General features: G+C 72.8%; 24 protein-coding genes. 13 read left to right on the top strand and 11 right to left on the bottom strand.

Translation table 11 applies throughout. The annotated features are described in order from the left end of the window. Window positions 1–182: 182 nt before the first annotated feature. The 4 genes from EXE50_RS05805 to folP form a co-directional block, all read right to left on the bottom strand. A complete protein-coding gene (locus tag EXE50_RS05805; RefSeq protein ID WP_137704582.1) occupies window positions 183–1,253 on the bottom strand; it encodes an NAD(P)/FAD-dependent oxidoreductase in 1,071 nt (356 codons plus the stop codon). 196 nt (window positions 1,254–1,449) lie between these two features. Then, window positions 1,450–2,184, bottom strand: a complete 735-nt coding sequence (locus EXE50_RS05800) for a bifunctional 2-polyprenyl-6-hydroxyphenol methylase/3-demethylubiquinol 3-O-methyltransferase UbiG (protein WP_137704581.1) — start codon at window positions 2,182–2,184, stop codon at window positions 1,450–1,452. A gap of 76 nt (window positions 2,185–2,260) precedes the next feature. Beyond that, a complete protein-coding gene (locus EXE50_RS05795; protein WP_137704580.1) occupies window positions 2,261–3,745 on the bottom strand; it encodes a bifunctional oligoribonuclease/PAP phosphatase NrnA in 1,485 nt (494 codons plus the stop codon). A gap of 91 nt (window positions 3,746–3,836) precedes the next feature. Further along, entirely contained in the window at window positions 3,837–6,455 is a 2,619-nt protein-coding gene (gene folP, locus EXE50_RS05790; protein ID WP_137704579.1) for a dihydropteroate synthase, read from the bottom strand. Window positions 6,456–6,565: 110 nt separating this feature from the next. Between folP and EXE50_RS05785 the strand changes: the two genes are divergently transcribed. From EXE50_RS05785 to EXE50_RS05770, 4 genes are all read left to right on the top strand, one after another. Further along, window positions 6,566–7,687: an ABC transporter ATP-binding protein gene (locus EXE50_RS05785; protein WP_241982632.1), complete on the top strand. Its 1,122-nt coding sequence runs from the start codon at window positions 6,566–6,568 to the stop codon at window positions 7,685–7,687. Beyond that, window positions 7,684–8,439 (top strand): ABC transporter permease, encoded by a 756-nt coding sequence (locus EXE50_RS05780; protein WP_053772474.1) that lies wholly within the window; start codon window positions 7,684–7,686, stop codon window positions 8,437–8,439. Before EXE50_RS05785 ends, EXE50_RS05780 begins: the two co-directional genes overlap by 4 nt. Before the next feature lie 62 nt (window positions 8,440–8,501). Beyond that, window positions 8,502–8,645 carry a zinc ribbon domain-containing protein gene (locus EXE50_RS05775; protein ID WP_121600285.1) on the top strand — a complete coding sequence of 48 codons (144 nt, stop codon included), beginning with the start codon at window positions 8,502–8,504 and terminating at the stop codon, window positions 8,643–8,645. A gap of 153 nt (window positions 8,646–8,798) precedes the next feature. Further along, window positions 8,799–9,812, top strand: a complete 1,014-nt coding sequence (locus EXE50_RS05770) for an aldo/keto reductase (protein WP_137704578.1) — start codon at window positions 8,799–8,801, stop codon at window positions 9,810–9,812. Between the two features lie 22 nt (window positions 9,813–9,834). Here EXE50_RS05770 and hisH read toward each other — a convergent pair whose 3' ends face one another. Beyond that, complete coding sequence (gene hisH, locus EXE50_RS05765) at window positions 9,835–10,536, bottom strand: imidazole glycerol phosphate synthase subunit HisH (RefSeq protein ID WP_053772472.1); 702 nt, start codon at window positions 10,534–10,536, stop codon at window positions 9,835–9,837. Window positions 10,537–10,665: 129 nt separating this feature from the next. On the opposite strand from hisH, the gene phnD reads away from it, so the two are divergent. The 3 genes from phnD to EXE50_RS05750 all read left to right on the top strand — a co-directional run bounded on the left by phnD (window position 10,666) and on the right by EXE50_RS05750 (window position 13,625). Further along, window positions 10,666–11,727 (top strand): phosphate/phosphite/phosphonate ABC transporter substrate-binding protein, encoded by a 1,062-nt coding sequence (gene phnD / locus EXE50_RS05760; RefSeq protein ID WP_137704577.1) that lies wholly within the window; start codon window positions 10,666–10,668, stop codon window positions 11,725–11,727. 66 nt (window positions 11,728–11,793) lie between these two features. Beyond that, entirely contained in the window at window positions 11,794–12,612 is an 819-nt protein-coding gene (gene phnC, locus EXE50_RS05755) for a phosphonate ABC transporter ATP-binding protein (protein ID WP_053772470.1), read from the top strand. After that, window positions 12,609–13,625, top strand: a complete 1,017-nt coding sequence (locus EXE50_RS05750; protein WP_053772469.1) for an ABC transporter permease — start codon at window positions 12,609–12,611, stop codon at window positions 13,623–13,625. Before phnC ends, EXE50_RS05750 begins: the two co-directional genes overlap by 4 nt. A 4-nt stretch (window positions 13,626–13,629) precedes the next feature. On the opposite strand, the gene EXE50_RS05745 is transcribed toward EXE50_RS05750, so the two are convergent. Genes EXE50_RS05745 through EXE50_RS05735 form a run of 3 tightly spaced genes read right to left on the bottom strand, consistent with a single transcriptional unit; the run spans window position 13,630 to window position 15,078 of the window. Then, the gene (locus EXE50_RS05745; RefSeq protein WP_121600289.1) at window positions 13,630–14,253 is read right to left on the bottom strand and encodes a uracil-DNA glycosylase family protein; all 624 of its coding nucleotides are present in this window, start codon (window positions 14,251–14,253) and stop codon (window positions 13,630–13,632) included. Between the two features lie 24 nt (window positions 14,254–14,277). Continuing rightward, on the bottom strand, window positions 14,278–14,895 hold the full coding sequence (locus EXE50_RS05740; RefSeq protein WP_137704576.1) for a DUF99 family protein: 618 nt from the start codon (window positions 14,893–14,895) through the stop codon (window positions 14,278–14,280). Further along, on the bottom strand, window positions 14,896–15,078 hold the full coding sequence (locus EXE50_RS05735) for a DUF5786 family protein (protein ID WP_007995123.1): 183 nt from the start codon (window positions 15,076–15,078) through the stop codon (window positions 14,896–14,898). 110 nt (window positions 15,079–15,188) lie between these two features. Between EXE50_RS05735 and EXE50_RS05730 the strand changes: the two genes are divergently transcribed. Further along, entirely contained in the window at window positions 15,189–15,830 is a 642-nt protein-coding gene (locus tag EXE50_RS05730; RefSeq protein WP_137704575.1) for an MBL fold metallo-hydrolase, read from the top strand. 105 nt (window positions 15,831–15,935) lie between these two features. On the opposite strand, the gene EXE50_RS05725 is transcribed toward EXE50_RS05730, so the two are convergent. Further along, on the bottom strand, window positions 15,936–16,085 hold the full coding sequence (locus tag EXE50_RS05725; protein WP_006111655.1) for a 50S ribosomal protein L40e: 150 nt from the start codon (window positions 16,083–16,085) through the stop codon (window positions 15,936–15,938). Between the two features lie 137 nt (window positions 16,086–16,222). Beyond that, window positions 16,223–16,492, bottom strand: coding sequence for a co-chaperone YbbN (locus EXE50_RS05720; RefSeq protein WP_004598787.1), 270 nt, complete (start codon window positions 16,490–16,492; stop codon window positions 16,223–16,225). 145 nt (window positions 16,493–16,637) lie between these two features. Between EXE50_RS05720 and EXE50_RS05715 the strand changes: the two genes are divergently transcribed. The 3 genes from EXE50_RS05715 to hisE all read left to right on the top strand — a co-directional run bounded on the left by EXE50_RS05715 (window position 16,638) and on the right by hisE (window position 17,808). After that, on the top strand, window positions 16,638–16,799 hold the full coding sequence (locus EXE50_RS05715; protein WP_077152317.1) for a preprotein translocase subunit Sec61beta: 162 nt from the start codon (window positions 16,638–16,640) through the stop codon (window positions 16,797–16,799). A 92-nt stretch (window positions 16,800–16,891) separates the two neighbouring features. Then, window positions 16,892–17,485 (top strand): pyridoxal 5'-phosphate synthase glutaminase subunit PdxT, encoded by a 594-nt coding sequence (pdxT, locus tag EXE50_RS05710; protein ID WP_053772465.1) that lies wholly within the window; start codon window positions 16,892–16,894, stop codon window positions 17,483–17,485. Beyond that, entirely contained in the window at window positions 17,482–17,808 is a 327-nt protein-coding gene (gene hisE, locus EXE50_RS05705; protein WP_053772464.1) for a phosphoribosyl-ATP diphosphatase, read from the top strand. Before pdxT ends, hisE begins: the two co-directional genes overlap by 4 nt. 3 nt (window positions 17,809–17,811) lie before the next feature. Here hisE and EXE50_RS05700 read toward each other — a convergent pair whose 3' ends face one another. Next, a complete protein-coding gene (locus tag EXE50_RS05700) occupies window positions 17,812–18,207 on the bottom strand; it encodes a hypothetical protein (RefSeq protein WP_121600293.1) in 396 nt (131 codons plus the stop codon). A gap of 120 nt (window positions 18,208–18,327) precedes the next feature. Between EXE50_RS05700 and EXE50_RS05695 the strand changes: the two genes are divergently transcribed. Next, window positions 18,328–19,260 (top strand): glycerophosphodiester phosphodiesterase family protein, encoded by a 933-nt coding sequence (locus tag EXE50_RS05695; RefSeq protein ID WP_137704574.1) that lies wholly within the window; start codon window positions 18,328–18,330, stop codon window positions 19,258–19,260. Window positions 19,261–19,346: 86 nt separating this feature from the next. Beyond that, on the top strand, window positions 19,347–21,719 hold the full coding sequence (locus EXE50_RS05690) for a hypothetical protein (protein ID WP_241982631.1): 2,373 nt from the start codon (window positions 19,347–19,349) through the stop codon (window positions 21,717–21,719). Window positions 21,720–21,823: the final 104 nt, after the last annotated feature.

Here is a 21,823-nt window from a genome sequence, read left to right as displayed (position 1 = left end):
CCGTTCGCCGTCGATCTACGGTCAGCGATGTATAAGCGAGCGGCTGGGACTTTGAAATCGTTCGCCGCCGATTCACAGCCGGTTATTTATAAATGAACGGTCGACCCGAGGTCTATCAGTCGTCGGACCCCGAAAGCGAGACCCAACGGTGATACATAAGAAACCGCGGAACTACGCGATTATCAGTCGTCCGCGGCCGCGGCGTCGACCTCGCCCTCGTACAGCTCGCCGGCGCGCTCGCGGTCCGAGAGGTACTCGTCGGCGTCGAGCGCGGCCTTCACGCCCATGCCGCTCGCGGTGGCCGCCTGCTGGTAGTGGAAGTCGACCACGTCGCCGGCGCCGAACAGCCCCTCGACGCCGGTCCGGGTCTGCCCGCCGCCGCGGCCGCCCTCGGTGATCAGGTAGCCGTCGTCGTCGGTCTCGATGCCGGTCCCCTCCAGGAAGTCCGTGTTCGGCGTGTGACCGATGGCGTAGAAGACGGCGCCCACGTCGAAGTCGTACTCGTCGACCTCGTCGGTGGTCGCGGGGTCGTCGAGCTTCTCCTTCGGGTGGCCGTCGGGATGCTCGACGAGCGTCACGTGATCGATGCCGTCCTCGGGGGTGCCGTGGATCTCGGTGAGCTCGGTGTTGAGGAGGAGCTCGATGTCGCCCTCCTCGACGGCGTCCATCGTGCGCTCGATCCACACGTCCTCGGCGCGGAACTCCTCGCGCCGGTGGGCGACGTACACCGTGTCCGCGAACTTCGTCAGGAAGTTCGCCTCCTCCATCGCGGCGTCGCCGCCGCCGACGACGAGCATGTCCTCGCCGCGGAAGAACGCGCCGTCGCAGGTCGCGCACGTGGAGAGCCCGTATCCCATCAGCTCCTCCTCACCGGGGACGCCGAGCGTCCGGGCGCTGGCGCCCGACGCGGCGATGACGGCGTCGGCGGTGTAGGCGTCGCCGTCGGTGAGCGCGACGCGGAAGTGCCCCGCGGGCTCCTTCGAGACGTCCTCGATGACGCCGTTGCGGGCCTCCGCGCCGAACTTCTCGGCCTGTTCTTTCATGTCGTTGATCAGGCCGGGCCCGGAGACGCCCTCGGGGAACCCGGGGTAGTTCTCCACGTCGGTCGTCAGCGTGAGCTGGCCGCCCGGCTCGTCGCCCTCGATGAGCAGCGGGTCGTTGTTCGACCGGGCGGCGTAGATCGCCGCCGAGAGCCCCGAGATACCGGTGCCGGCGATGATGAGTCGACGGTGTTCGACGATGTCGTCGGTCATGTAATCCGGTTCGCCGGCGCGCCGTATGTACGTTGCGACCGTTGCGCGATTCCCGCACGACCGCGCCACCGCACCGCGACGACCGCGCCACCGCACCGCGACGACCGCGCCACCGCACCGCGACGACCGCGCCACCGCACCGCGACGACCGCGCCACCGCACCGCGACGACCGCGCCACCGTACCGCGACTCACACCTACCGCACCGCGACGAACACGCTCCGGTCGTCGTCGGAGCCGTAGCCGTCGACGGTATCGACCTCGTCGAACCCGGCCGCGGCGAGCGCGTCGGCGATCCGCTCGTCGGCGAACGGCGTCATCCGACGGGCGTCGACGAAGGGGTCGCCGTCGGGCGTGAACGTCACCGCGCGCCAGTCGAGGCGGCCGTCGCCGGTCGCGACGTGGTGCGCGACGCGGACGTACTCGACCGCCTCGTCCGCGTCGCGGCCCACGTCGAGCCCGGGGCGGTTCCCTTCGGGCGGCAGCGGGGAGTTGTCGAAGACGAGGACGCCGCCCGGCCGCAGGCGGTCGCGGAGCGCGGCCAGCGCGGGGTCGAGGTCCGCGGGCGCGAGGTGGTTCACGACGCCGCGGATCGCGACGGCCGCGTCGAACGGGCCGGCGCCGCCGAGGTCCGGGTCGGGAATTCCCGTCCGGCGGAACTCGGCGGTGCCGTCGCCGTCGAGGTCGGCGCACTTCTCGCGCGCGACGCCGAGCATCCCCTCGTGGACGTCTATCGCGGTCACGTCGAGCCCGCCGGCGGCGAGCCGGCGCGTGTGCTCGCCGGTGCCGCAGCCGACCTCCAGCAGGCGGTGGGGGTCGACACCGCGGTCGGCGAGCGTGCCGCGGACGAAGGCGACGTCGCGGTCGTAGTCCCACTCGGACTGGATCGCGTCGTACAGCCGCGGGCGCTCGTCGTAGAGACCGTCGGGCATGTCGGGCGCGTCGCGGGCCGGCGCCGAATGCGTTACGGCGCCGTGCGACGCCGTCCCATTCGTCGGTCCCGTGCGGTCAATCGGTCGGGAACTCGGGCGGGAGCCCGGTGGGCTGCGTCGGCGCGTCGTCGAGCGCCTCGAAGAACCGGCCGGCGACGAACGCCTCGACGACGTCCGCCAGCGACTCCGACTCCGAGACCTCGCTCAGGATGCCGAGGGGGACCTGCGCGCCGGCCATCGCCGCGTGGCCCCCGGCGGAGCCGACGGGGTCGAGCGCGTCGCGCAGCAGCTCGCCCGCGTCGAGGTCAGCGCCGCGGGCGCGGGCGGAGCCGTAGATAACTCCCTCCGTGTATCCGTAGACGAACGTCACCGTCACGCCCTCCAGGTCGAGGAGCCGCTCGGCGGCCTGCGCGAGCGCGTCGCGGTCGGCGATCTCGCCGACGCAGGAGGCCGCCACCGACCCCCGCACGTCGCGGTTCTCGATGGCGGCCGCGAGGACGCGCAGCGTCTCCGGGCTCACGCTCGGGCTCTCGACGCGTTCGAGCGTCGACTCGTCGGCGTGCGCGAGCAGCGCGGCCGCCGCCTCGAAGTCGTCGGTGGCGGTCGCGCGCGTGAAGTCCTTCGTGTCGATCCGGATGCCGTAGAGGAGCGCCGTGGCGAGGTCCCGCTCCGGCGCGATCCCGTACCGCGAGAGGTACTCCGAGATGAGCGTGCTCGTCGCGCCGACCCCGGGACGGATGTCGACGAACGACCCCGCGACCGGCCCCCGCGGCGGGTGGTGGTCGACGACGACGTCGACCGGGTGGCCCTCGGGGAGGCTGTCGTTGATCCCCGAGCGGGAGTGGTCGACCAAGGCGACGCCCCCGTACGCGTCGAGGTCGATCTCGTCGAACGACCGGAGCCGGATGTCGAGGAGGTTCACCATCGCGCGGTTCTCCTGGTGAGCGATCTCGCCGCCGTAACAGGCGTCGGCCTCGACGCCGATCGACGCCGCGATCCGCGCCAGTCCCAGCGCGCTCGCGATGGCGTCGGGGTCGGGGTTGTCGTGGGCGACGACGAGCAGCGGCCCCGAGAGCCCCCGGAGCGCCGCGAGCAGCCGGGCCGGCTTCTCGGCGCCGTCGGCGGCGGCGAACTCCGCGGTCGGGTCGGGGGCGTCGTCGAGGCCGACCGCCGCGAAGACGCGGTCGGCGACCGCCTCGACCGGGTCAACAACGCGGTCGGCGACCGCCTCGACCGCCGCGCGCTGCTCGTCCGTCGGCGCCGCCCCGAGGTGCGCGACGATCAGCGCCTCCGGGTACCGCTCCCGGGCGGCGCGCGCGGCGGCGACGTTCCGCTCGGCGTCGTCGCTCGCGATCAGCACGACGCCGGCGCTGTCGGGGTAGGTCCCGGGGTCGGTCGGGTCGGCCTCGACGGTGGCGACGTTGCGGTCGCGCAGCGTCGACACCCAGCCGGTGTCGTCGGTGATCGCCACCATGTCGTCGCGCCCCCCGCGCCCGTCGCGGGCGTGTTCGACGAGCGCGTTCCCGACCGCGCTACAGCCGAGCAGCAGGCGCCGGGTCATAGGGACGCGACGGGACCGCGAGGCAAAACGCTGCCGTCGGCGCGGCGGGAGCGACCGTCGGCGTCGCGCCCGACCGCGCGCCGGTCCCGGGTCACTCCCCGTCCTCCGCGGGGTCGCCCCCGCCACGGAGCGCCCCGTTCACCGCGGCGGCGACGTCGACCGCGGCGCGGTTCTCGGCCACGTCGTGGACCCGGACGATGTCGGCGCCGCGGTCGGCGGCGAGCGCGGTGCCGGCGACCGTCGCGTGCTCGCGGTCGTCGGCGTCGCGCCCGACCGCGCCGTACAGCGACTTGTGCGAGTGGCCGACGAGGACGGGGCAGCCGAGCGCCGCGAACTCCCCGCAGCGGGCGAGCAGTTCGAAGTCCTCCGCCGGCGACTTCCCGAAGCCGAGCCCGGGGTCGACGATGACGCGGTCGCGGTCGATGCCGGCCGTGTCCGCCAGCGCCAGCCGCTCGCGTAAGGCGTCGACGACCTCGCCGACCACGTCGTCGTACTCGGGGTCGGCGTCCGGGTCGACCGGCGCGTCGAGGCTGTGCATCACGATCACCGGGCAGTCGGCGTCGGCGACGACCGAGCGCATCTCGGGGTCCTCCAGCCCGGTCACGTCGTTGATGACGTCCGCGCCCGCGTCGAGCGCCGCCTCGGCGACCGCGGGCTTGCGCGTGTCGACCGAGACCAGCACCTCGCCGGACCCGACCGCGGGCACCGACTGGATCGCCTCGATCGTCGGCACGACGCGCTCAATCTCCTCCTCGACGGGGACCGGCTCCGCGCCCGGGCGGGTCGACTCCCCACCGACGTCGACGACGTCGACCCCGGCGTCGACCATCCGCTCGACGCCCGCGACCGCGTCGTCGAGGTCCGCGTGGCGCCCGCCGTCGTGGAACGAGTCCGGCGTGACGTTGAGCACGCCCATCACCGCGGTGCGGTCGGTCCACGGGTAGTCGGGGGATTCGGGGTCGGCCGCGTCGCCCTCGCCCTCCGTTCCGCCGGGTCCGCATGCGTCGATCCCGGCCGCCGCCGCGAGGTCGGCCGCCACGCCGCCGAGCCCGCCCCCGTCGGCCGCGTCGAGGCGGTCGACGAGCGCGCGCAGCTCCGCGACCGTGCCCGCGACGGTGACGGGGACCTGCTCGCCGGCTGCCCCGCGGTCCTCGTCCGCCCCGAGCCCCCCGAGCGCGGCGTCGCCGCCGACCGCTCGGGCCTCGCTCGCGACGCGCTCGGCCCGGTCGCCGCGCAGCCGGAGCGTGAAGACGCGGTGGTCGACGCCGTCCCGGTGGGCCGCGACGCCCTCGGGCGGGACGCCGGCCGCGTCGAGGGCGTGCGCCGCGTCGTCGGGCCCCCGGACCGTCCGCTCGCGGACGGTCCGGACGGTCGCCGCCCGGGCCTCGGCGACCGCGAACAGCGAGCCGACGAGCAGCACGCAGTCGTCGGCGGCGGCGCGGTCGGTCGCGGTCGCGAGCGCGTCCGCCACGTCGTCGCCGGCCGTCACCTCGTCGACGCCCGCCGACCGGAGCGCGGCCGCGAGCACGGCGGGGTCCTCGGCGCGGTCGATGGCGGGGCGGCAGGTGACCGCCGTCGCCGCGTCCGGGAGCCCGGCCGCCGTCTCGGCGTGGTCCTTGTCGTGCATCGCGGCGTACACGAGGTGGAGGTCGTCGTAGTCGTACTCGTCGAGCGTCGCGGCGAGCGTCCGGGCGGCGGCGGGGTTGTGCGCGCCGTCGAGGACGGTCAGCGGCGCCGTGTCGACCACCTCGAACCGCCCCGGCCACGTCGCCCGCGCGAGCCCGTCGCGCACGGCGCGGTCGGGGAGGTCGGTCCCCAGCGCCGCCGCGGTCCGGTCCGCGAGCGCGACGGCGACCGCCGCGTTCGCGGCCTGATGACGCCCGACGAGCGGGATCCGGTAGGTCCCCTCTCGCTCGCCGGCGAGCGAGACCGCGGCGTCTGTGGCGCTGACGCGGCCCTCGTAGGTCGCGGCGAGCGCGGGCGAGTCGTCGGTCTCGTCCCCGGGGTCACCCTCGTCGGCCGAGCCCGCGTCGTCGGCGTCGCCGTCGCCGGTCACCCGCGTCACCGGCGCGCCGGCCTCGCCGGCGACCTCGCGGACCACGTCCAGGGCCTCGCCCTCGCAGGCGGTGACGAACGGCGCGTCGGGGCGGGCGATCCGGGCCTTCGTGCGGGCGATCTCCCCGATCGTGTCGCCGAGCACGTCGGTGTGTTCGAGGGAGACGTTCGTGACGGCGGTCGCGACGGGGTCGACCGCGCTCGTCGCGTCGTACTCGCCGCCGAGGCCGACCTCCAAGACCGCCACGTCGACCTCGCGGCGCGCGAACTCCCGCACCGCCATCGCCGTCACGACCTCGAAGAAGGTGAGCGGCTCGCCGGCGGCCGCGCGGTCGACCAGCCACGGGCGCACCTCCGCGACGAAGTCGGCGATCGCCGACTCGGTCATCCGCCGGCCGTCGACCCGGACGCGCTCGGCGAGCGCGGAGAGGTGCGGCGAGGTGTAGAGGCCCACCGACAGCCCCGCCTCTCGGAGGACCGACTCCGTCAACCGCGCCGCGCTGCCCTTCCCGTTCGAGCCGGCGATCTGGACGAACGGGACCTCCTCGTGCGGGTCCCCGAGGTGCGCGAGCAGCGCCTCCACCCGCTCCGTCCCGGGCTTGACCGAGAAGCGGCGGAGGTCGAAGAGGAACGCCGCCGCCTCGTGGTAGTACATACGCCGTAGGTCGGGAGCGCGTCGCTTAGGCGTGACGGACCTGACCGAGCCCCGGCGACCGCGTCGGCCGAAAAGCAACCCTTACGCGCGCGGCGGCCGGACTCGGTCGCATGGACGAGACAGCGACCGTCGACGCGGGCGGGAGCGGGACCGCCGGGGCGGACGCGGGGAACTCGAACGCGCCCGCCGGCGACCCCGTCGTCGTCGGCGAGGGGGTCCGGAAGGCGTACGGCGAGGTCGACGCGCTCGACGGGGTCGACCTCGACGTGGCCGCCGGCGAGGTGTTCGGGCTCATCGGCCCCAACGGCGCCGGGAAGACGACGCTGGTGCGCGCGCTCACCGGGACGACCGAGGCCGAGGGCGACCTCCGCGTGTTCGGCGCGCCGCCTCGCGAGGTCGACCCCGCCCGAGTCGGGCTGCTCCCGCAGTCGTTCGACCCGCCCGCGCGGCTCACGGCCCGCGAGCTGGTCGACTACTACGGCGGCCTCTACGACGCGGCCCGCGACACCGAGGCGGTCCTCGAGGACGTGGGGATGGCCGACGACGCCGACGCCTGGTACGAGACGCTCTCGGGCGGGCAGAAGCGCCGCACCTGCGTCGCGACCGCGGTCGTCAACGACCCGGACCTCCTCTTCCTCGACGAGCCGACGACGGGGATCGACCCCGCCGGTCGCCGGGCGATCCACCGGCTGATCGAGCGGCTCGCGGCCGGCGGGACGACCGTCTTCCTCACGAGCCACGCGATGGACGAGGTCGAGCGGCTCGCCGACCGCGTGGCCATGCTCCGCGACGGGCGGGTCGTCGCGAGCGGGGCGCCGGACCGGCTGGTCGCGGAACACGGCGGCGCGCCGCGGCTCGACGCCGCGACCGCGGGGCCGGCGACCGACGAGACCGTCGCGGCGGTCGCGGCCGGCGTCCGCGAGCGACTCGGCGATGACCCCACCGTCGAGGCGACAGACGGGGGGATCCGGGTGCGCGGCGTGCGGCCCGAGGCGATCGGCGCGGCCGTCGACGCGCTCGACGGCGCCGGGGTCGCCTTCGACTCGCTGTCGTGGTCGGAGCCGTCGCTGGAAGACGTGTACCTGCGGCTGACCGGCGAGGAGTACGCGCGGCGGGGAGCCGATGGGGGACCGACCGTGGCGGTCGGCGACGGGCGTCGCGCAGCAGACGACGCGGCGTCCGACGGGGGCCGCGCAGCAGACGACGCGGCGCCCGACGGGGGCGAGCGATGACCCGGCTCGGGCGGATCGGGACCGAGGCGGTCGCGGCGGCGCGGTCGTTCACCCGGCGCCGGACCGCGGTGTTCTTCACCTTCTTCTTCCCGGTCATCCTCGTCGTTATCTTCGGCGCGCTGGTGCGGACGCAGCCGACCGGCGGCGGCCTCTTCGCCGAGCCGGCGGGCTACTACATTCCCGGCTACCTCGCGGTCGTCGTCCTGTTCACGCCGCTGTCGCGGGTCGGCTCCGAGATCGCGCGCCACCGCGACGGCGGGCGGTTCGAGAAGCTGGCGACCACGCCCCTCTCCCGCGCCGAGTGGCTCGTCGCGCACACGCTCGTCAACGTCGGCATCATCGGCGCCGCGAGCCTGCTCATCCTCGGCCTCGTGGTTGCGGTGACCGACGCGACGCTCGTGGTCTCGCCGTCGCTGGCCGCCCTGCCGGTCTTCGTCGCGGTCGCGGTCGCGCTCTTCTGCGGGCTCGGCGCCGTCCTCGGCGCGCTTGCCGACTCGCAGGACGGCGTGATCGCCGCGAGCAACACGGTCGCGCTTCCCCTGCTCTTCCTCTCCGAGACGTTCGTCACCCCCTCGCTCCTGCCGGAGTGGTTCCTGCCCGCGGTCGCCGCCTCGCCGCTGACGTACTTCGCGCGCGGGGCCCGGGCGATCACCTTCACCGGCGGTCGGTGGGCCGGCGACCTCCTCGTGTTGACCGCGCTCGCGGCGGTCTTTCTCGCTGTCGGCGCGTACGCGGTACCGCGGACGGAGTGAGCCGGTCGGAACCGTCCATTTATGTCCGCAGACCGCATCCGGGGGGAACGAGAGGGTAAGCGTTGACCACCGTTCACTTCACCTGTCCGGACTGCGAGCAGACCATCGAGGTCAACGACGCGATGCGGGAGACCATCCTCGACGCCGGCTGTCCGGTGTGTACCGCGGCCGCGGCGGAGGAGGACTTCGCCGTGACGTGCGAGTGACCGCCGCGATCCGGTGGCGTCGGTTCGACGCCGGACCCCGTCGGAAACCGGAGCGACGCTCCCGCCGCCGTCCCGCCCCCGCGACCGCCACGCGTTCGCACATCGCATCCGGTTGCTGAGCCTTTTTGCGTCGACCGCGACAACCGTTCGGCGATGACGCCCGAACTCGACGAGATCGATCTGGGAACCGTGCCGCTGGGTCGGACCGGCCTGCGGACGAGCGAGCTCCAGTTCGGCACGTGGCGGTTCGGCCGCGTGACCGAGGCGGGGAACGTTGAGATCGACGAGGAGCGCGCCCACGAGCTGCTCGACGCCTACGAGACCGCCGGCGGGCGGTACATCGACACCGCCGACGTGTACGGCGGCGGCGACTGCGAGCGCTGGATCGGCGACTGGCTCGCCGAGCGCGACCGCGAGCGCTACACCGTCGCCTCGAAGGTGTACTGGCAGATCCGCGACGGCGACCCGAACAGCCGCGGGACGAACCGCAAGAACGTGCGCCACCGCGTCGACGCCCTGCTCGACCGGCTCGGCACCGACTACGTCGACGTCCTCTACATCCACCGCTGGGACGACGAGACCCCGGCCCGCGAGCTGATGAAGACGCTGAACGGGCTCGTCGAGTCCGGGAAGGTCCACTACCTCGGCGCCTCGACGCTCCGCCCGAACGCCTGGAAAGTCGCCCGCGCCAACGAGATCGCCCGCAGCGAGGGCTGGGAGCCGTTCACGGTGCTCCAACCGCGCTACAACCTCGTCGACCGCGAGATCGAGGGGGAGTACCTGGAGTTCGCGCGCCAGCGGAACCTCGCCGTCTCCCCGTGGAGCCCGCTCGGACAGGGCTTCCTGACCGGGAAGTACGACCGCGACGCCGACCTGCCCGGCGACTCGAAGGCGGCGGAGTCGAGCCGGTTCCAGGAGGCGTACCTCACCGAGGCGAACTTCGACGTCCACGACGAGTTAGACGCCGTGGCCGAGGAAGTCGGCGCCTCGCCCGCGCAGACCGCGCTCGCGTGGCTCTCGCACCGCGACGGCGTCACGGCCCCGATCGTCGGCGCCCGGACCGTCGACCAGCTGCGAGAGAACCTCGCGGCCGCGACGATCGACCTCTCTGACGAGCAGGTCGACCGCCTGACTGCGGCCAAGCCCGGCCCGTACGACGAGCTCTAAGCGGGGCGGACGCGGTCGCCGACTACCGTTCCGCGCAGTAGTCGACGAAGTTCCGCAGGATCGTCAGTCCCGTCTCGCCGCTCTTCTCGGGGTGGAACTGCGTGCCGAACACGTTGCCCGCGTCGTTGGCGACGACCGCCGGGAAGTCGACCCCGTAGTCGGCGGTGGCGACGACCGCGTCGGCGTCGTCCGGCGCGGCGTAGTAGGAGTGGACGAAGTAGGCGTGCTCGCCGTCGACGGACCCGCCGGCGGACTCGGCCGCCCCCGACTCCTCCGCCCCGTCGACGCCGTCGACGATCGGGTGGTCGCGCTCGACTTCGAGCTCGTTCCAGCCCATGTGCGGCACCTTCCGGTCGACCTCGAAGCGGACGTTGGTGCCGGGGATCAGGTCGAGCCCCGTCACCTCGCCTTCGCCCGCGTGGTCGGCCTCCTCGCTCGTCGTGAGGAGCATCTGCATCCCGAGGCAGATCCCGAAGAGGGGGCGCCCCGCCTCGGCGTGGTCGGTCAGCGCCTCGCGCAGCGGCCCGGCGTTCTCCATCCCTTCACGGAACGCGCCGACGCCGGGGAGGACGACGCCGTCGGCGGCCGCGAACGCCTCGGGGTCGTCGGTGATCTCGACGGACGCGCCCGCGCGCTCCAGCCCGCGGGTCGCGGACCGGAGGTTCCCGAGCCCGTAGTCCACGAGCGCGACGGACACCTCGGCGCCCGTTGGTGATTCGTCCATGGTTTCGGTTCGCGACCGCGGTGGAAGTCAGTTTCCATCCGGGAACTGTTACATAGCGGTATAGAGTCGTGTGTATATGTCAACAGCAACACTTTTGAAACGCCAGTAGAAGCATCAAATGGACACCTCATGGCGCAACGACGCAAATTCCTCAAGATCGCGGGTGCGGCAAGTATCGTTGGACTCGCAGGCTGTAGCGGCGGCGGCGACGGGTCCGACGGCGGTGACGGATCCGACGGATCCGACGGCGGCGACGGGTCCGACGGATCCGACGGGTCTGACGGCTCTGACGGCGGCGACTCGCAGATGTCGTTCGGCGGCGACGGGAAGGTCGACTTCGGCATCTCGCCGTCGGTCCCGCAGGAGGACCTCGAGGTGCAGTACTCCCCGCTGCTCGACCACGTGGGCAGCTATCTGAAGGAGAACTACGAGGTCCCCGACGGCCTCTCGGTCGAGGGGAACGTCGGCAGTAACTACAGCGCGATCATCCAGTCGCTCGGCCAAGGCACGACCGACGTCGCGGAGACGGGGCCGTTCGCGGCCGCCCTCGGCGTGAAGACCGGGAACGCGGAGATCATCCTCCAGCGGTTCGGCTACGGCGGCTGGACGTACAAGAGCATCATCGCGACGCCGAACGACAGCGACATCACGGAGCTGTCGGACCTGTCCGGCAAGACCGTCGCCTTCTCCGACCGGCTGTCGACCAGCGGTGCGCTGTACCCGCTGTACAGCATGTCGAGCCAGGGCGACCTCGACATCGGCGAGCTCCCCGAGGGCGACGGCTCGCAGGCCGAGTTCGACGCCCGCTTCGCCGGGGGCCACGTCGGCTCGTACACCCTGCTCGAACAGGGCCAGGTCGACGCCGCCGCGATGGGCGGCTTCGTCCGCGACACCGGCACCGGCCCCGCGCCGGAGGAGTGGCAGGAGGTCGCCACCACGCTCCACGAGGACGAGGGGCTGCCGCGCGCGCCGATGGTGGTGTCGCCCGAACTGAGCGACGACGTGAAGTCCGCCATTCGGGAGTCGTTCCTCGAGGCGCCGGACAGCATCTACTACGGCGCCGACGGCGAGTCCGACACCGACGACGACCTCTGGTTCAGCAAGGTCCGCGAGGCGAGCCAGGAGGACTACCAGTCCGTCATCGACGTCGCCAACGAGCTCGGCGTCGGCACCGACATCTTCGACCAGTAAGGTCCCGTCTCCAACTTCGGATCACTTTTCATCCGATCCCTCCCCTTTCGGACAAAGCCACACCCTATGCCAACGATCGAATTCGAAAACGTCACCAAGAGATACGGCGAGGACACCGTCGCCCTCGACGACGTATCGTTCACCATCTCCGAGGGCGAATTCGTCATCCTCCTCGGTCCCTCCGGCGCCGGCAAGTCGACGATGCTGCGCGTGCTGAACGGACTCACGCAGCCCACCGAGGGGTCCGTCCGCATCGGCGGCGAGGAGATACAGGGTAACCGCAGCAGCGTCGGCATGGTGTTCCAGGAACACTACCTCATCGAGAGCAAGACCGCGTTCGGCAACGCGCTGTCGGGCGCGCTCTCCCGGAACGGCCTCCTCCGGAGCGCCCTCGGGATGCACGACGACGACGACAAGCGGACCGCCCTGGAAGCCCTCCAGACGGTCGGCCTCCTCGACGAGGCGGGGCAGCGCGCCGAGTCGATGAGCGGCGGGCAGAAACAGCGCGTCGGGATCGCCCGGGCGCTTGTTCAGGAGCCGGAGATCGTCCTCGCCGACGAGCCGGTCGCCAGCCTCGACCCGAAGGCGGCGCGGGACGTGATGCGGTACCTCAAGAAGGCGGCGACCGCACAGGACCTCACCACGGTCACCAGCCTCCACCAGGTGAACATCGCCCGCGAGTTCGGAGACCGGTTCCTCGGGATCCGCGACGGCGAGGTGATCTTCGACGGCGACGCCGACGACCTCACCATGGACGAGATGGACCGCATCTACTACGGCAGCGCACAGGACGGAAAGACGGTCCCGACCGGCACGACCGGCGAGGAGCTGGGCGAGACCGACGCCGAGGCTGATGCGGCCGCAGACGGGGGGCAAGAAGCGTGAGTTCCTCGTCCGACTCCGCGATTAGGGACCAGTTCCGCGCGCTCGAACGGCTCCGGCGACTCAAGTACCTGTTGTGGGCCGTGCTCCTCACCGCCGTCCTCGGCGTCACCTACTGGGGGCTCGGCTTCATCGGCTTCCAGCCGAACGTCGTCGCCGGACGGCTCCCGGCGATGTACGAGTTCATCGCGACCGGCTTCTTCCCGCCCGACTTCCAGAACTTCACGATCTACACCAAAGACCAGGGAATCACGGGGCTTCAGGCGATTCCGGCGAGCTTCGGCGAGGGCGGGGCCCGCATCGTCGAGAGCTTCCAGTCGCCGCGGCAGACGCTGGTGAAGGCGAGCCTCGTGACGCTCCTCCTCGGCTTCATGGGCACCGTGTTCGCCTTCCCGTTCGCGCTGATCCTCGGCGTGCTCGGCAGCGAGCGCGTCACGCCGTTCCCGTTCAACTTCATCTTCCGCGGCACGCTCAGCGGCATCCGCGCCATCCCCGCGATCGTCTGGATCTTCCTGTACATCCCCGTCGGCCCGCCGGGACAGGTGACGGCGGTGCTCGCGATCGCGACCGACAGCATCGGGAACCTCGGCCGCCTGTTCACCGACGACCTCGAAGAGATCGAGGAGGGGCCGATCGAGGCGATCCGGTCGACGGGCGCCTCGGGCACCCAGACCGTGAGCTTCGGCATGCTGAGTCAGGTCTCGCGGTCGTTCATCGCGTGGACGCTGTACATCCTGGAGATCAACACCCGGATCGCCATCTCGCTCGGGGTCGTCGGCGCCGGCGGCCTCGGGCTGATGATCCGGAACAGTCAGGACCTCTTCGAGTTCCAGCAGACCGCCGCGGGGCTGGTGATGGTGTTCATCGTCGTCCTCGGCATCGAGCTTATCTCCTCGCGGATCCGCGCCCGGCTCCGGCCCGGCGAGCACGAGGGGAAGGGACTGATCGAGGCCATCCGCGGCCTGTTCGACGCCAAGAAGTGGCTCGGTATCGGCGACGGTCCCAAGCGGGACTGAGCGCCTAAAACTCGCCGAGCCGCGACTGGCCGCCGCCGTTTTCGCCGCGCTCTCCGACGCCGCTCAGCTCCGCCGCCCGCGCGATCGTCTCGAAGAAGCCGTCGCGTTGACTCCGGTCGTACAGCGTCGCCGCCGGGTGGACGGACAGGAGGACGCGCCGCGACGCCCCGGCGAGCCGCGCGTCCACCACGTCGCCGGACGCCGAGGTGATCGCCACCGACCGGTCGAGGAGGTGCTCGCTCGGCACCTTCCCGAGCGTCACGATCAGCGCCGGGTCGAGGCGGTCGATCTCCGCGTCGAGGTGCCCGCGGCAGTTCGACAGCTCCTCGGCCGTCGGGTCCCGGTTGTCGGGCGGGCGGCACCGGACGCAGTTCGTGATCCGCACGTCGGCGCGGGCGAGCCCCGCGTCGCGTAGCGCCTCGTCGAGCACGTCGCCCGACCGCCCGACGAACGGCTCGCCCTCCTCGTCCTCGGTGGCGCCCGGCCCCTCGCCGACGAACAGCAGGTCCGCGTCCGTCGGGCCGACGCCGTCGACGATCCGGCTCCGCGAGGCGACCAGTTCCGGGCACCGCTCGCAGGCGGGCACGCGGAGGTCCTCGTCGAGGCCGTCGCCGCCGTGTTCGCTCATACCCACGGCTCCGGGCGCGGCCGTCTAAGGTGCGTCGGTCGCCCCGGGGGGATCGCTCGCCGTCACCGCCTCGCGGTGGGCGCTCGCGGCGAGCGCGGCGATCCGGAGCGGCTCGCAGCGCCGGAAGCCGTCGCGGGTGAGCGCCCTGACCGCCGCGGCGGCGCGCTCGGGGTCGAGGCCGACCGCGCGGACGAACCGAGGCTCGCCGCCGTCGGGAGCGTCGCCGCCGTCCGTGTCCGCGGAGCTGACCGGAACGCGGGGCGGCAACGACCGGTACGTCGCGAGGCGCTCGGCGAGCGCGTCGCCGTCGAAGGCGTCGCGCAGGGCCGGTTCGAGCCCGGGGCTCGCCTCGTAGCTCACGGCGTACACCGGGCGGTCGAGCGCCTCGCGGAGTCGGTCGAGGTCGAGGAGGTTGAACCACGCCGGCGCGACCCCGGCGCAGGCGACGTGGCGGACGTCCTCGCGGTCGAGCGCGCGCCAGCAGTCGAGGGCGGCGTCGGTCGCGTCGGTTCCCCCGACGGTACACCGCGCGAACGCGACGCCGTCGGGCGTCCCGTCGGCGCGGACGACGACGCCGGCCGCGTAGCTAACGTCGCGGGCGTCGGAGAACGCGACGCCGAGCGTGCGGCTCGGCGCGGTCACTCACGCGTCCTCGGACTTGATCTCCTGGAGCCGGTCGAGAAGCTCGTCGTTCGAGGCGCCGGGCTCGTAGTCGACGGACCCCTGGTGGGTCTCCTGGGCAGCCCGGACACCGTCGTCGTCGTCGAAGTCCGCGTCCAGGTCCTGATTCTCCTGTTCGGACTCGTCGTAGCTGCCGAAGCCCATCTGTGTGTGAAGTTAACGGCGGGTGTCAAATAAATCCACGGCCGCTCGCGGGGAGAGACGCCGCGCGGCCGCGGCTGTACCCTTTTGTCGCTCCGCGAGCGAGTACGGGCATGGAGCCGATCACCGTCACCGCGGACGCGGATGAGTTCACCTGTAACGCGTACCTCGCCGTCGGGGACGCGACGACGCTCGTCGACGCGGGAACGATGCCGGGCGTCGACGACGTGATCGCCGACGCGCTCGACGACGCCGGCGTCGACGGGCTCGACCGCGTCGTGATCACCCACCAGCACCACGACCACGTGGGCGAGCTCGACGCGGTGGTCGACCGGTTCGACCCCCGGGTGTTCGCGTACGCGGACCACCCGCGCCGCGACGTGGCGCTCGAAGACGGCGACGAGGTGCTCGTCGGGAGCGAGGCGTGCGAGGTCGTCCACACGCCCGGCCACGCCGACGACCACGTCTCGCTCGTCGGCGAGGATCGGCTCTACTCCGGCGACGTGGTCGTCTACAACGACGGCGCCTTCGACGACGGCTCGTTCGGCCGGACGGACATGGCCGGCCAGTCCCGCGAGCGCCTGATCGAGAGCCTCCGCGAGATCCTCGACCGCTTGCCCGACACGACCGCGGCGATGTTCCCCGGCCACGGCGACGTCTACCGCGCCGCCGACGGGCCGGACACCGTCCGCGAGGTGATAGAGCGCGCGACGGAGCGCGCCGAGCGCCGCGAGCCGAAGTACCCCGACGAGTGAGCGCGGGGCGCGACCGAGGCGGGGGCCGCGAGGGGGACGCGCGGCTGGCCGTCGGGGAGGAATAGCTCGGAGGAAGGGCCGAGGGCGGCCCGGCGGCCGACCGGATTACGCGGCGCGGCGCTCGGTCGCCTTCGGGCGGAGCTTGGTGTAGCCGCACTTGCGGCAGCGCTCGGCCTCGGAGGCGTTCCGGGCGTTACAGCGCATACAGATCTGTCGGTCGAGCATGCGGCGTTCGGCGGCGTCGAATTTAGCCATACCGTCACTGCGCGTGCGGTGCTGTAAAAGGTTGCGAGACGCCGCGGCGGCGGGTCGCGCCCCCGAAGCGGCCGTCTGAAAGCGTTCGGGTGCGGCCATCGGCCGCGAGAAGAACGGCTACCGAGCGGGACCGACGGTCAGGCGCCCGCTTCCGTGAGGGCGGCCTCGATGTCCTCGCGCTGCGTGACGCCGACGAAGCGGTCGACGACGCCGTCGTCGTTCTCGACGATGAGCGTCGGGAGCGAGCGGACCTGGTACTGGTTCGCGACGTCCTGCTCCTCGTCGACGTCGACTTTCTGGAGCTCGAACGCGTCGCCGAGGTCCTCCTGAATCTCCTCCAGGATGGGGTCTTGGGTCTTACACGGGCCGCACCACTCGGCGTGGAAATCCAGCAGTCGAACGGTCATAGTCGGCGTCAACTATCGCCGGCCCGCGCATAAGGGTTTCCCACTCGTGTACGCGGGCGGTCCGCGCGGCGCGATCGGCGGCTGCGACCCGTCGGCTCGGACGGCGAACGAAACGTTTACGCCGCGTCGCCGTCCAGCAACGGACATGAGTGGTTCCAACTCCGGCGGGCTGATGTCCAGCGCGGGACTGGTCCGCTACTTCGAGAACGAGGACCGGAACGCCATCTCGATCGACCCCAAGACGGTCGTCGCGTTCTGCGTCCTCTTCGGCGTGTTCGTCCAGATCCTGTCGCTGACCGTCGCGTAGACGCTCCCCCTCTCCTCGCACCGACGGACCGAGCGCGAACCGTTCGCCCGCGTAGCGCGCCCTTTTTCCACGCGCCCGCCCCACCTGTTCGTATGAAAGCAGGCGTCATCGCCGTTCAGGGCGACGTGGCCGAACACGCCGCCGCGGTCCGCAACGCCGCGGCCGCCCACGACGAGTCCGCGGAGGTCGTCGAGGTCCGGGACGCGGGGATCGTGCCCGACTGCGACGTCCTCCTGATGCCGGGCGGAGAGTCGACCACCATCTCCCGGCTGATCCACCGCGAGGGGATCGCCGCCGAGATCGAGGCACACGTCGCGAGCGGGAAGCCCGTCCTCGCGACCTGCGCCGGGCTCATCGTCTGCTCGAACGACGCGAAGGACGACCGGGTCGACCCGCTGGGGCTGGTCGACGTCTCCGTCGACCGCAACGCGTTCGGTCGACAGAAGGACTCCTTCGAGGCGAAGGTCCCGGTCGCCGGGCTCGACGACCCCTTCCACGCCGTGTTCATCCGCGCGCCCGCCATCGACGAGGTCGGGCCGGGGGTCGAGACGCTCGCGACCGTCGACGGGCGCCCGGTCGCGGTGCGGGACGGCCCGGTCGTCGCCACCGCGTTCCACCCGGAGCTCACCGACGACCCGCGGATCCACGACCTCGCCTTCTTCCCCGAGCGGGAGGTGGTCGCGTGAGCGATCGGGGTCCGGAATCCGGCGAGGGGGCGGCGCCGCCCGACGCGGTCCTCGACGAGCTGTTCGCCACCATCGAGTCGCGGAAGGAGGAGCTGCCGGAGGGGTCGTACACGGCCTCGCTGTTCACCCACGAGAAGGGGGAAAACGCCGTCTTAGAGAAGATCGGCGAGGAGACGACGGAGGCGATCCTCGCGGCGAAGGACGACGACCGCGACGAGCTCACCGCGGAGAGCGCCGACCTCGTCTACCACCTGCTCGTGCTGTTCGCGATGAAGGACCTCGACGTCGACGACCTGCGCGGAGAGCTCCGCGACCGTTTCTGATCCTCAGCGCTCGCGTTCGAGCTCGCGGTCGATGTCGTCGACCTCCTCGGTCTCTAACTCCTCGCCGATGCGGCGCTCGAACTCCGACTCGCTGATCTGTCCCTCGACGTACTGCTGGCGGAGGCGGTCCTGCCGGCTCGTCGCGGCGTCGGCGGAGGCGGACGACGAGGACCCGATCGAGTCGAGCGAGTCGGCGCCGGCGTCCCCGTCGCCGAGCAGCCACGAGCCAGCCTTGTACGCGGCGTACGCGAGCCCCGCCAGCACGGCGAGCGTGACGATCCCGGAGACGACCGCCCACGCGAGGCTCAAGAGGGCCGAGACCACGCTGACGACGACGCTGATCCCGACGAGCACCGCGATCGCGATCGCCGCGTAGTAGAGGGCCTGCTTCCCGTCCATGCTCCGGAATCGGGCTGCCGGCCGCAAATACCTTCTCCCGGGCGAGCGCGGTCGCCGGCCGAGCGTCGCCGACCGCGAGCTTTTGTCCGCGGGGCCGAACTCCTCGACGAGGACGGCCCCGTGAGCGACACTGAGCCGACCGGATCCGGTGCGGAGACCTACCCGTCCCGCAGAGCGGTGCTTCGGCGGTGCGGGTCGATCGCGGTCGGCGGGGCGGCGGTAGCCGGATCGACCGCCCTCGCGGGCTGTGTCGGGCGGGACGGCGGCGGGGCGACCGAGGCGGGCGGCGACCGCAGCGACCTCGGCCCGCCCCTGATCGCGCACCGCGGCTTCGCGGCCGAGAACCCGGAGAACACCGTCGCGGCGGTCGAGGCGGCCGCGGCGGCGACCGACCGGACCGAGCTCGACGTGCGCCGCTGCGGGACGGGCGAGCTCGTGGCCTTCCACGACGCGACGCTCGGGCGGGCGACCGACGCGACCGGGCGCGTGAGCGAGACGCCGTACGAGCGGCTCGCGGCCCTCTCGGTCGAGGGCTCCGGCGAGCCGGTGCCGACGCTCGCGGACGCGCTCGACGCCGTGCCGGCGGACGCGTGGGTCATGCTCGACCTGAAGGAGCGGGGCGTCGCGGCGGACGCGGTCGCGGCCGGCGCGGACCGCGACTACGACCTCGCCGTCGCCGCCGACGACCCGGCGGTTATCGAGGCGGCGACCGCGGCCGACCCGGCGGTGCCGACCGTCTACGGCGTCCGCGAGTCGGTTCCGGCGCGGGCCCTCCGACCGCTTATCCCGGGGCCGCTCGGCGGCGCGTCGCCGCCCCGGTGGGCGTACCCGCCGCAGGACGTGGCGAGGGCGATCGAGACGGCGACCGAGCTGGGGTGTGCGGCCGTCTCGCCGCGGTACGAGCTGTGCCTGCGGACCGACCTCGTTCGGCGGGCGCGGGAGGGCGGGCTGCGAGTGCTGCCGTGGACCGTCGCCTCGGCGCGCGAGTACGACGCGGTGGCGGCGGTCGGCGGCGTCGACGCGGTCGTCTCCGACGTCTTCGTCGAACGGTGATTTGCGGCGGTCGACCGCGCTCGGCGCGGTCGAGGGCGGGCAGGGCAGCGGAAGGGTTATTCCCCGCTGTCCCATCGTTCGGACGAATGGCTGGGTCCGACGGGAACGAGGACCCGAACGGGACCGTCGGCGGCGACGGCTCGGACGGGTCCGGGACGGCCGGCGGTGGCGTCGCGGAGGCGGACGGGGCGCGCGTCGACCGCCGGACGGTACTCGGCGGCCTCGCGCTCACTGGGAGCGTCGCGCTCGCCGGGTGCGGCGGCGACGAGGCCGACGGCGGCGGCGAGGCCGACGGCGGCGACGAACCGAGCGGCGGCGGAGCGGGGGAGGACGGCGGCTCGGGCGACCGGTCGACGGCCGGACTCGACCGCGAACGGCTCGACGAGCTCGCGGCGCGGTTCGCGCCGACGCTGTACTTCGACGCCGCGGAGCCGTGGTTCCCGACCGACCCGCGACCGTACGCGGTCGAGGAGGACGGCGAGACGGTCGTCGACAGGTTCGAGGCGTTCAACGGCTACCACGAGCGGTACGACGAGACGGGCGAGCCGCCGGCCCCCACGGTGTTCTACAACGGGATGCGGTACGAGGACTCCCCGCTCGCGGTCGTCCAGTTCTGGTTCTACTCCGCGTTCGACCAGTTCACGGCGAACTTCCACTGGCACGACTGGGAGGTGCTCCACGTGTTCGTCGACCTCGACACGGGCGACCCCCAGCTGTACGTCGCCAGCTCGCACTCCCGGAGCGTCCCGAACAACGAGTTCCTCGACCCGGACCCGAACGTGGTCCCGCGGATCCTCCCCGAGCTCGGCTCGCACTCCAGCACGCTCTCGGTCAACGAGATCCCCGACCGGTTCCGCCGCGTCGGCGAGGAGGGGCTCCTCGCGGACATCACGAACACGACGATAGACACCGTCGAGGACCTCCTCGGGGTCCCGGTCGCGTACGGCCTCCCCCGGGACGAGGGGGCGCGGCTCCCCTTCGTCGTCCCGGAGTACGAGGGCGAACCGATCTACGACCATCCCGACCTCCCCGCCGTCAGCGAGGGGTCGCTCGTCGACGGCGCCCTGACGGTCCGCTCGCTCGACGCGCTGCGGTCGCCGCCGACCGACCTCCCGCTCCGCGAGACGGGGATCGCCTTCCGCCACGGCGGGCGCCCGGCCGACGGCGAGGACGCCGCGCTCGCCGAGGAGGCCGCCGAGTCGGTCGTCGAGTACGACCTCGTCGAGAGCGCCGAGCTGGAGGACATCTCGGCGTTCACCGGCCCGCAGCTCAGCTTCGAGTTCGCGGTCCCGCAGGCCGTCGAGGACGCCGTCGCGAGCCACATCACGACGACCGGCGTCCCGTGGGACCAGCCCCGCTACGAGAACCCCGCGCTCGACATCACGGCCGGCAACCACCGGTCGGAGATGGCGGCCCGGTACGACGCGATCGCCGACGACCCGTCGTTCGGCGACGACGCCGCAGAGGCCCTCGACTCGGTCGTCGCCCGGGTCACGCGGGCGACCGAGAGCGACGAGGCGCCCGACGGCGAGGGGCTGACGACGACCGGGTCGAGCGTCGAGTCGTTCGTCCTGATCGAGAGCGACCCCGAGGCGGTCCCGACGTTCGCCGGCGGCGTCGCGGTCGCGAACGGCGTCCCCGAGGGCGACCACCGCGTCACGGTCAACGGCGCCGGGCGCGCGCCGCACAGCGAGACGCTGACCGTCTCGCCGGACGAGGCCGTGACGACCGCGGGCGTCGACGGCGAGATCCCGCTCGTCGCCCGCGAGGACGCGCGGAAGGTGGAGCTGTCGGACGCCGACAGCGACGTCGACCTGACCCGGACCGCGATCGAGGACGACTTCGCCGGGCGGATCTACGACTCCGCGATCGACGGGAGCGACGCGGCCTACGTCCACGCCGGCGGCGCCTACACGACCGAGGTCCGCGACGCCGACGACGAGCTCGGCGCGTACCGGGTCAACCCGGACCCGTCGGCGTCGGGGAGCGACGGCGACGGCGGGGAGGGCGGCCCCGAGCCGATCCGGATCGAGCGTCCCGAGACGGGCGCGGCCCCCCTCGCCGGCTACGTCGCCGACGTGGCCGAGGAGACGCGCGCCGCGGTCGCGGCCGCGGCTGCGGAGAGCGGGGACGGCGGCGACGACGACTCCGGCGGCGGGAACGGCTCGGGCGGCGGCGGGGGCTCCGGCGGCGGCCCGTCGAACGCGGTCAACGGGCTCGAACGGGCGCTGGCCGCCGCGGTCGACGCCGCCGAGCGGGCCGAGGAGCGCGCCCGCGAGGGCGACGCCCCGGGCACCGAGCGGCAGCTGGCGAACGTGCTCGACCGGATCGCCCGGATCCAAGAGCGCCTCGCCGCCGCACGCGAGGGGCTCCCGCCCGGGCTCGCGAACGCCACCGGGAAGCGCGTCGAGCAGGCGACGAAGCGCGTCGAGCAGGCGCGGAACGCCGACAAGCTGTAGCCGGCGGCGTCGTCGAGGCGGCCGCTCGCCGCCCGCGGGGCGGTGTGTCACGGGCCACCAGTGGATGGAAAGCTATACGACGCCGAACCGACCACGAGTATATA

The sequence above is a fragment of the Halorubrum sp. ARQ200 genome, from assembly GCF_005435115.1.
Classification (GTDB): Archaea; Halobacteriota; Halobacteria; order Halobacteriales; family Haloferacaceae; genus Halorubrum; species Halorubrum tropicale.
The sequence above is the reverse complement of the archived record's forward strand: the minus strand, read 5'-3'. Positions and strand labels throughout refer to the sequence as shown.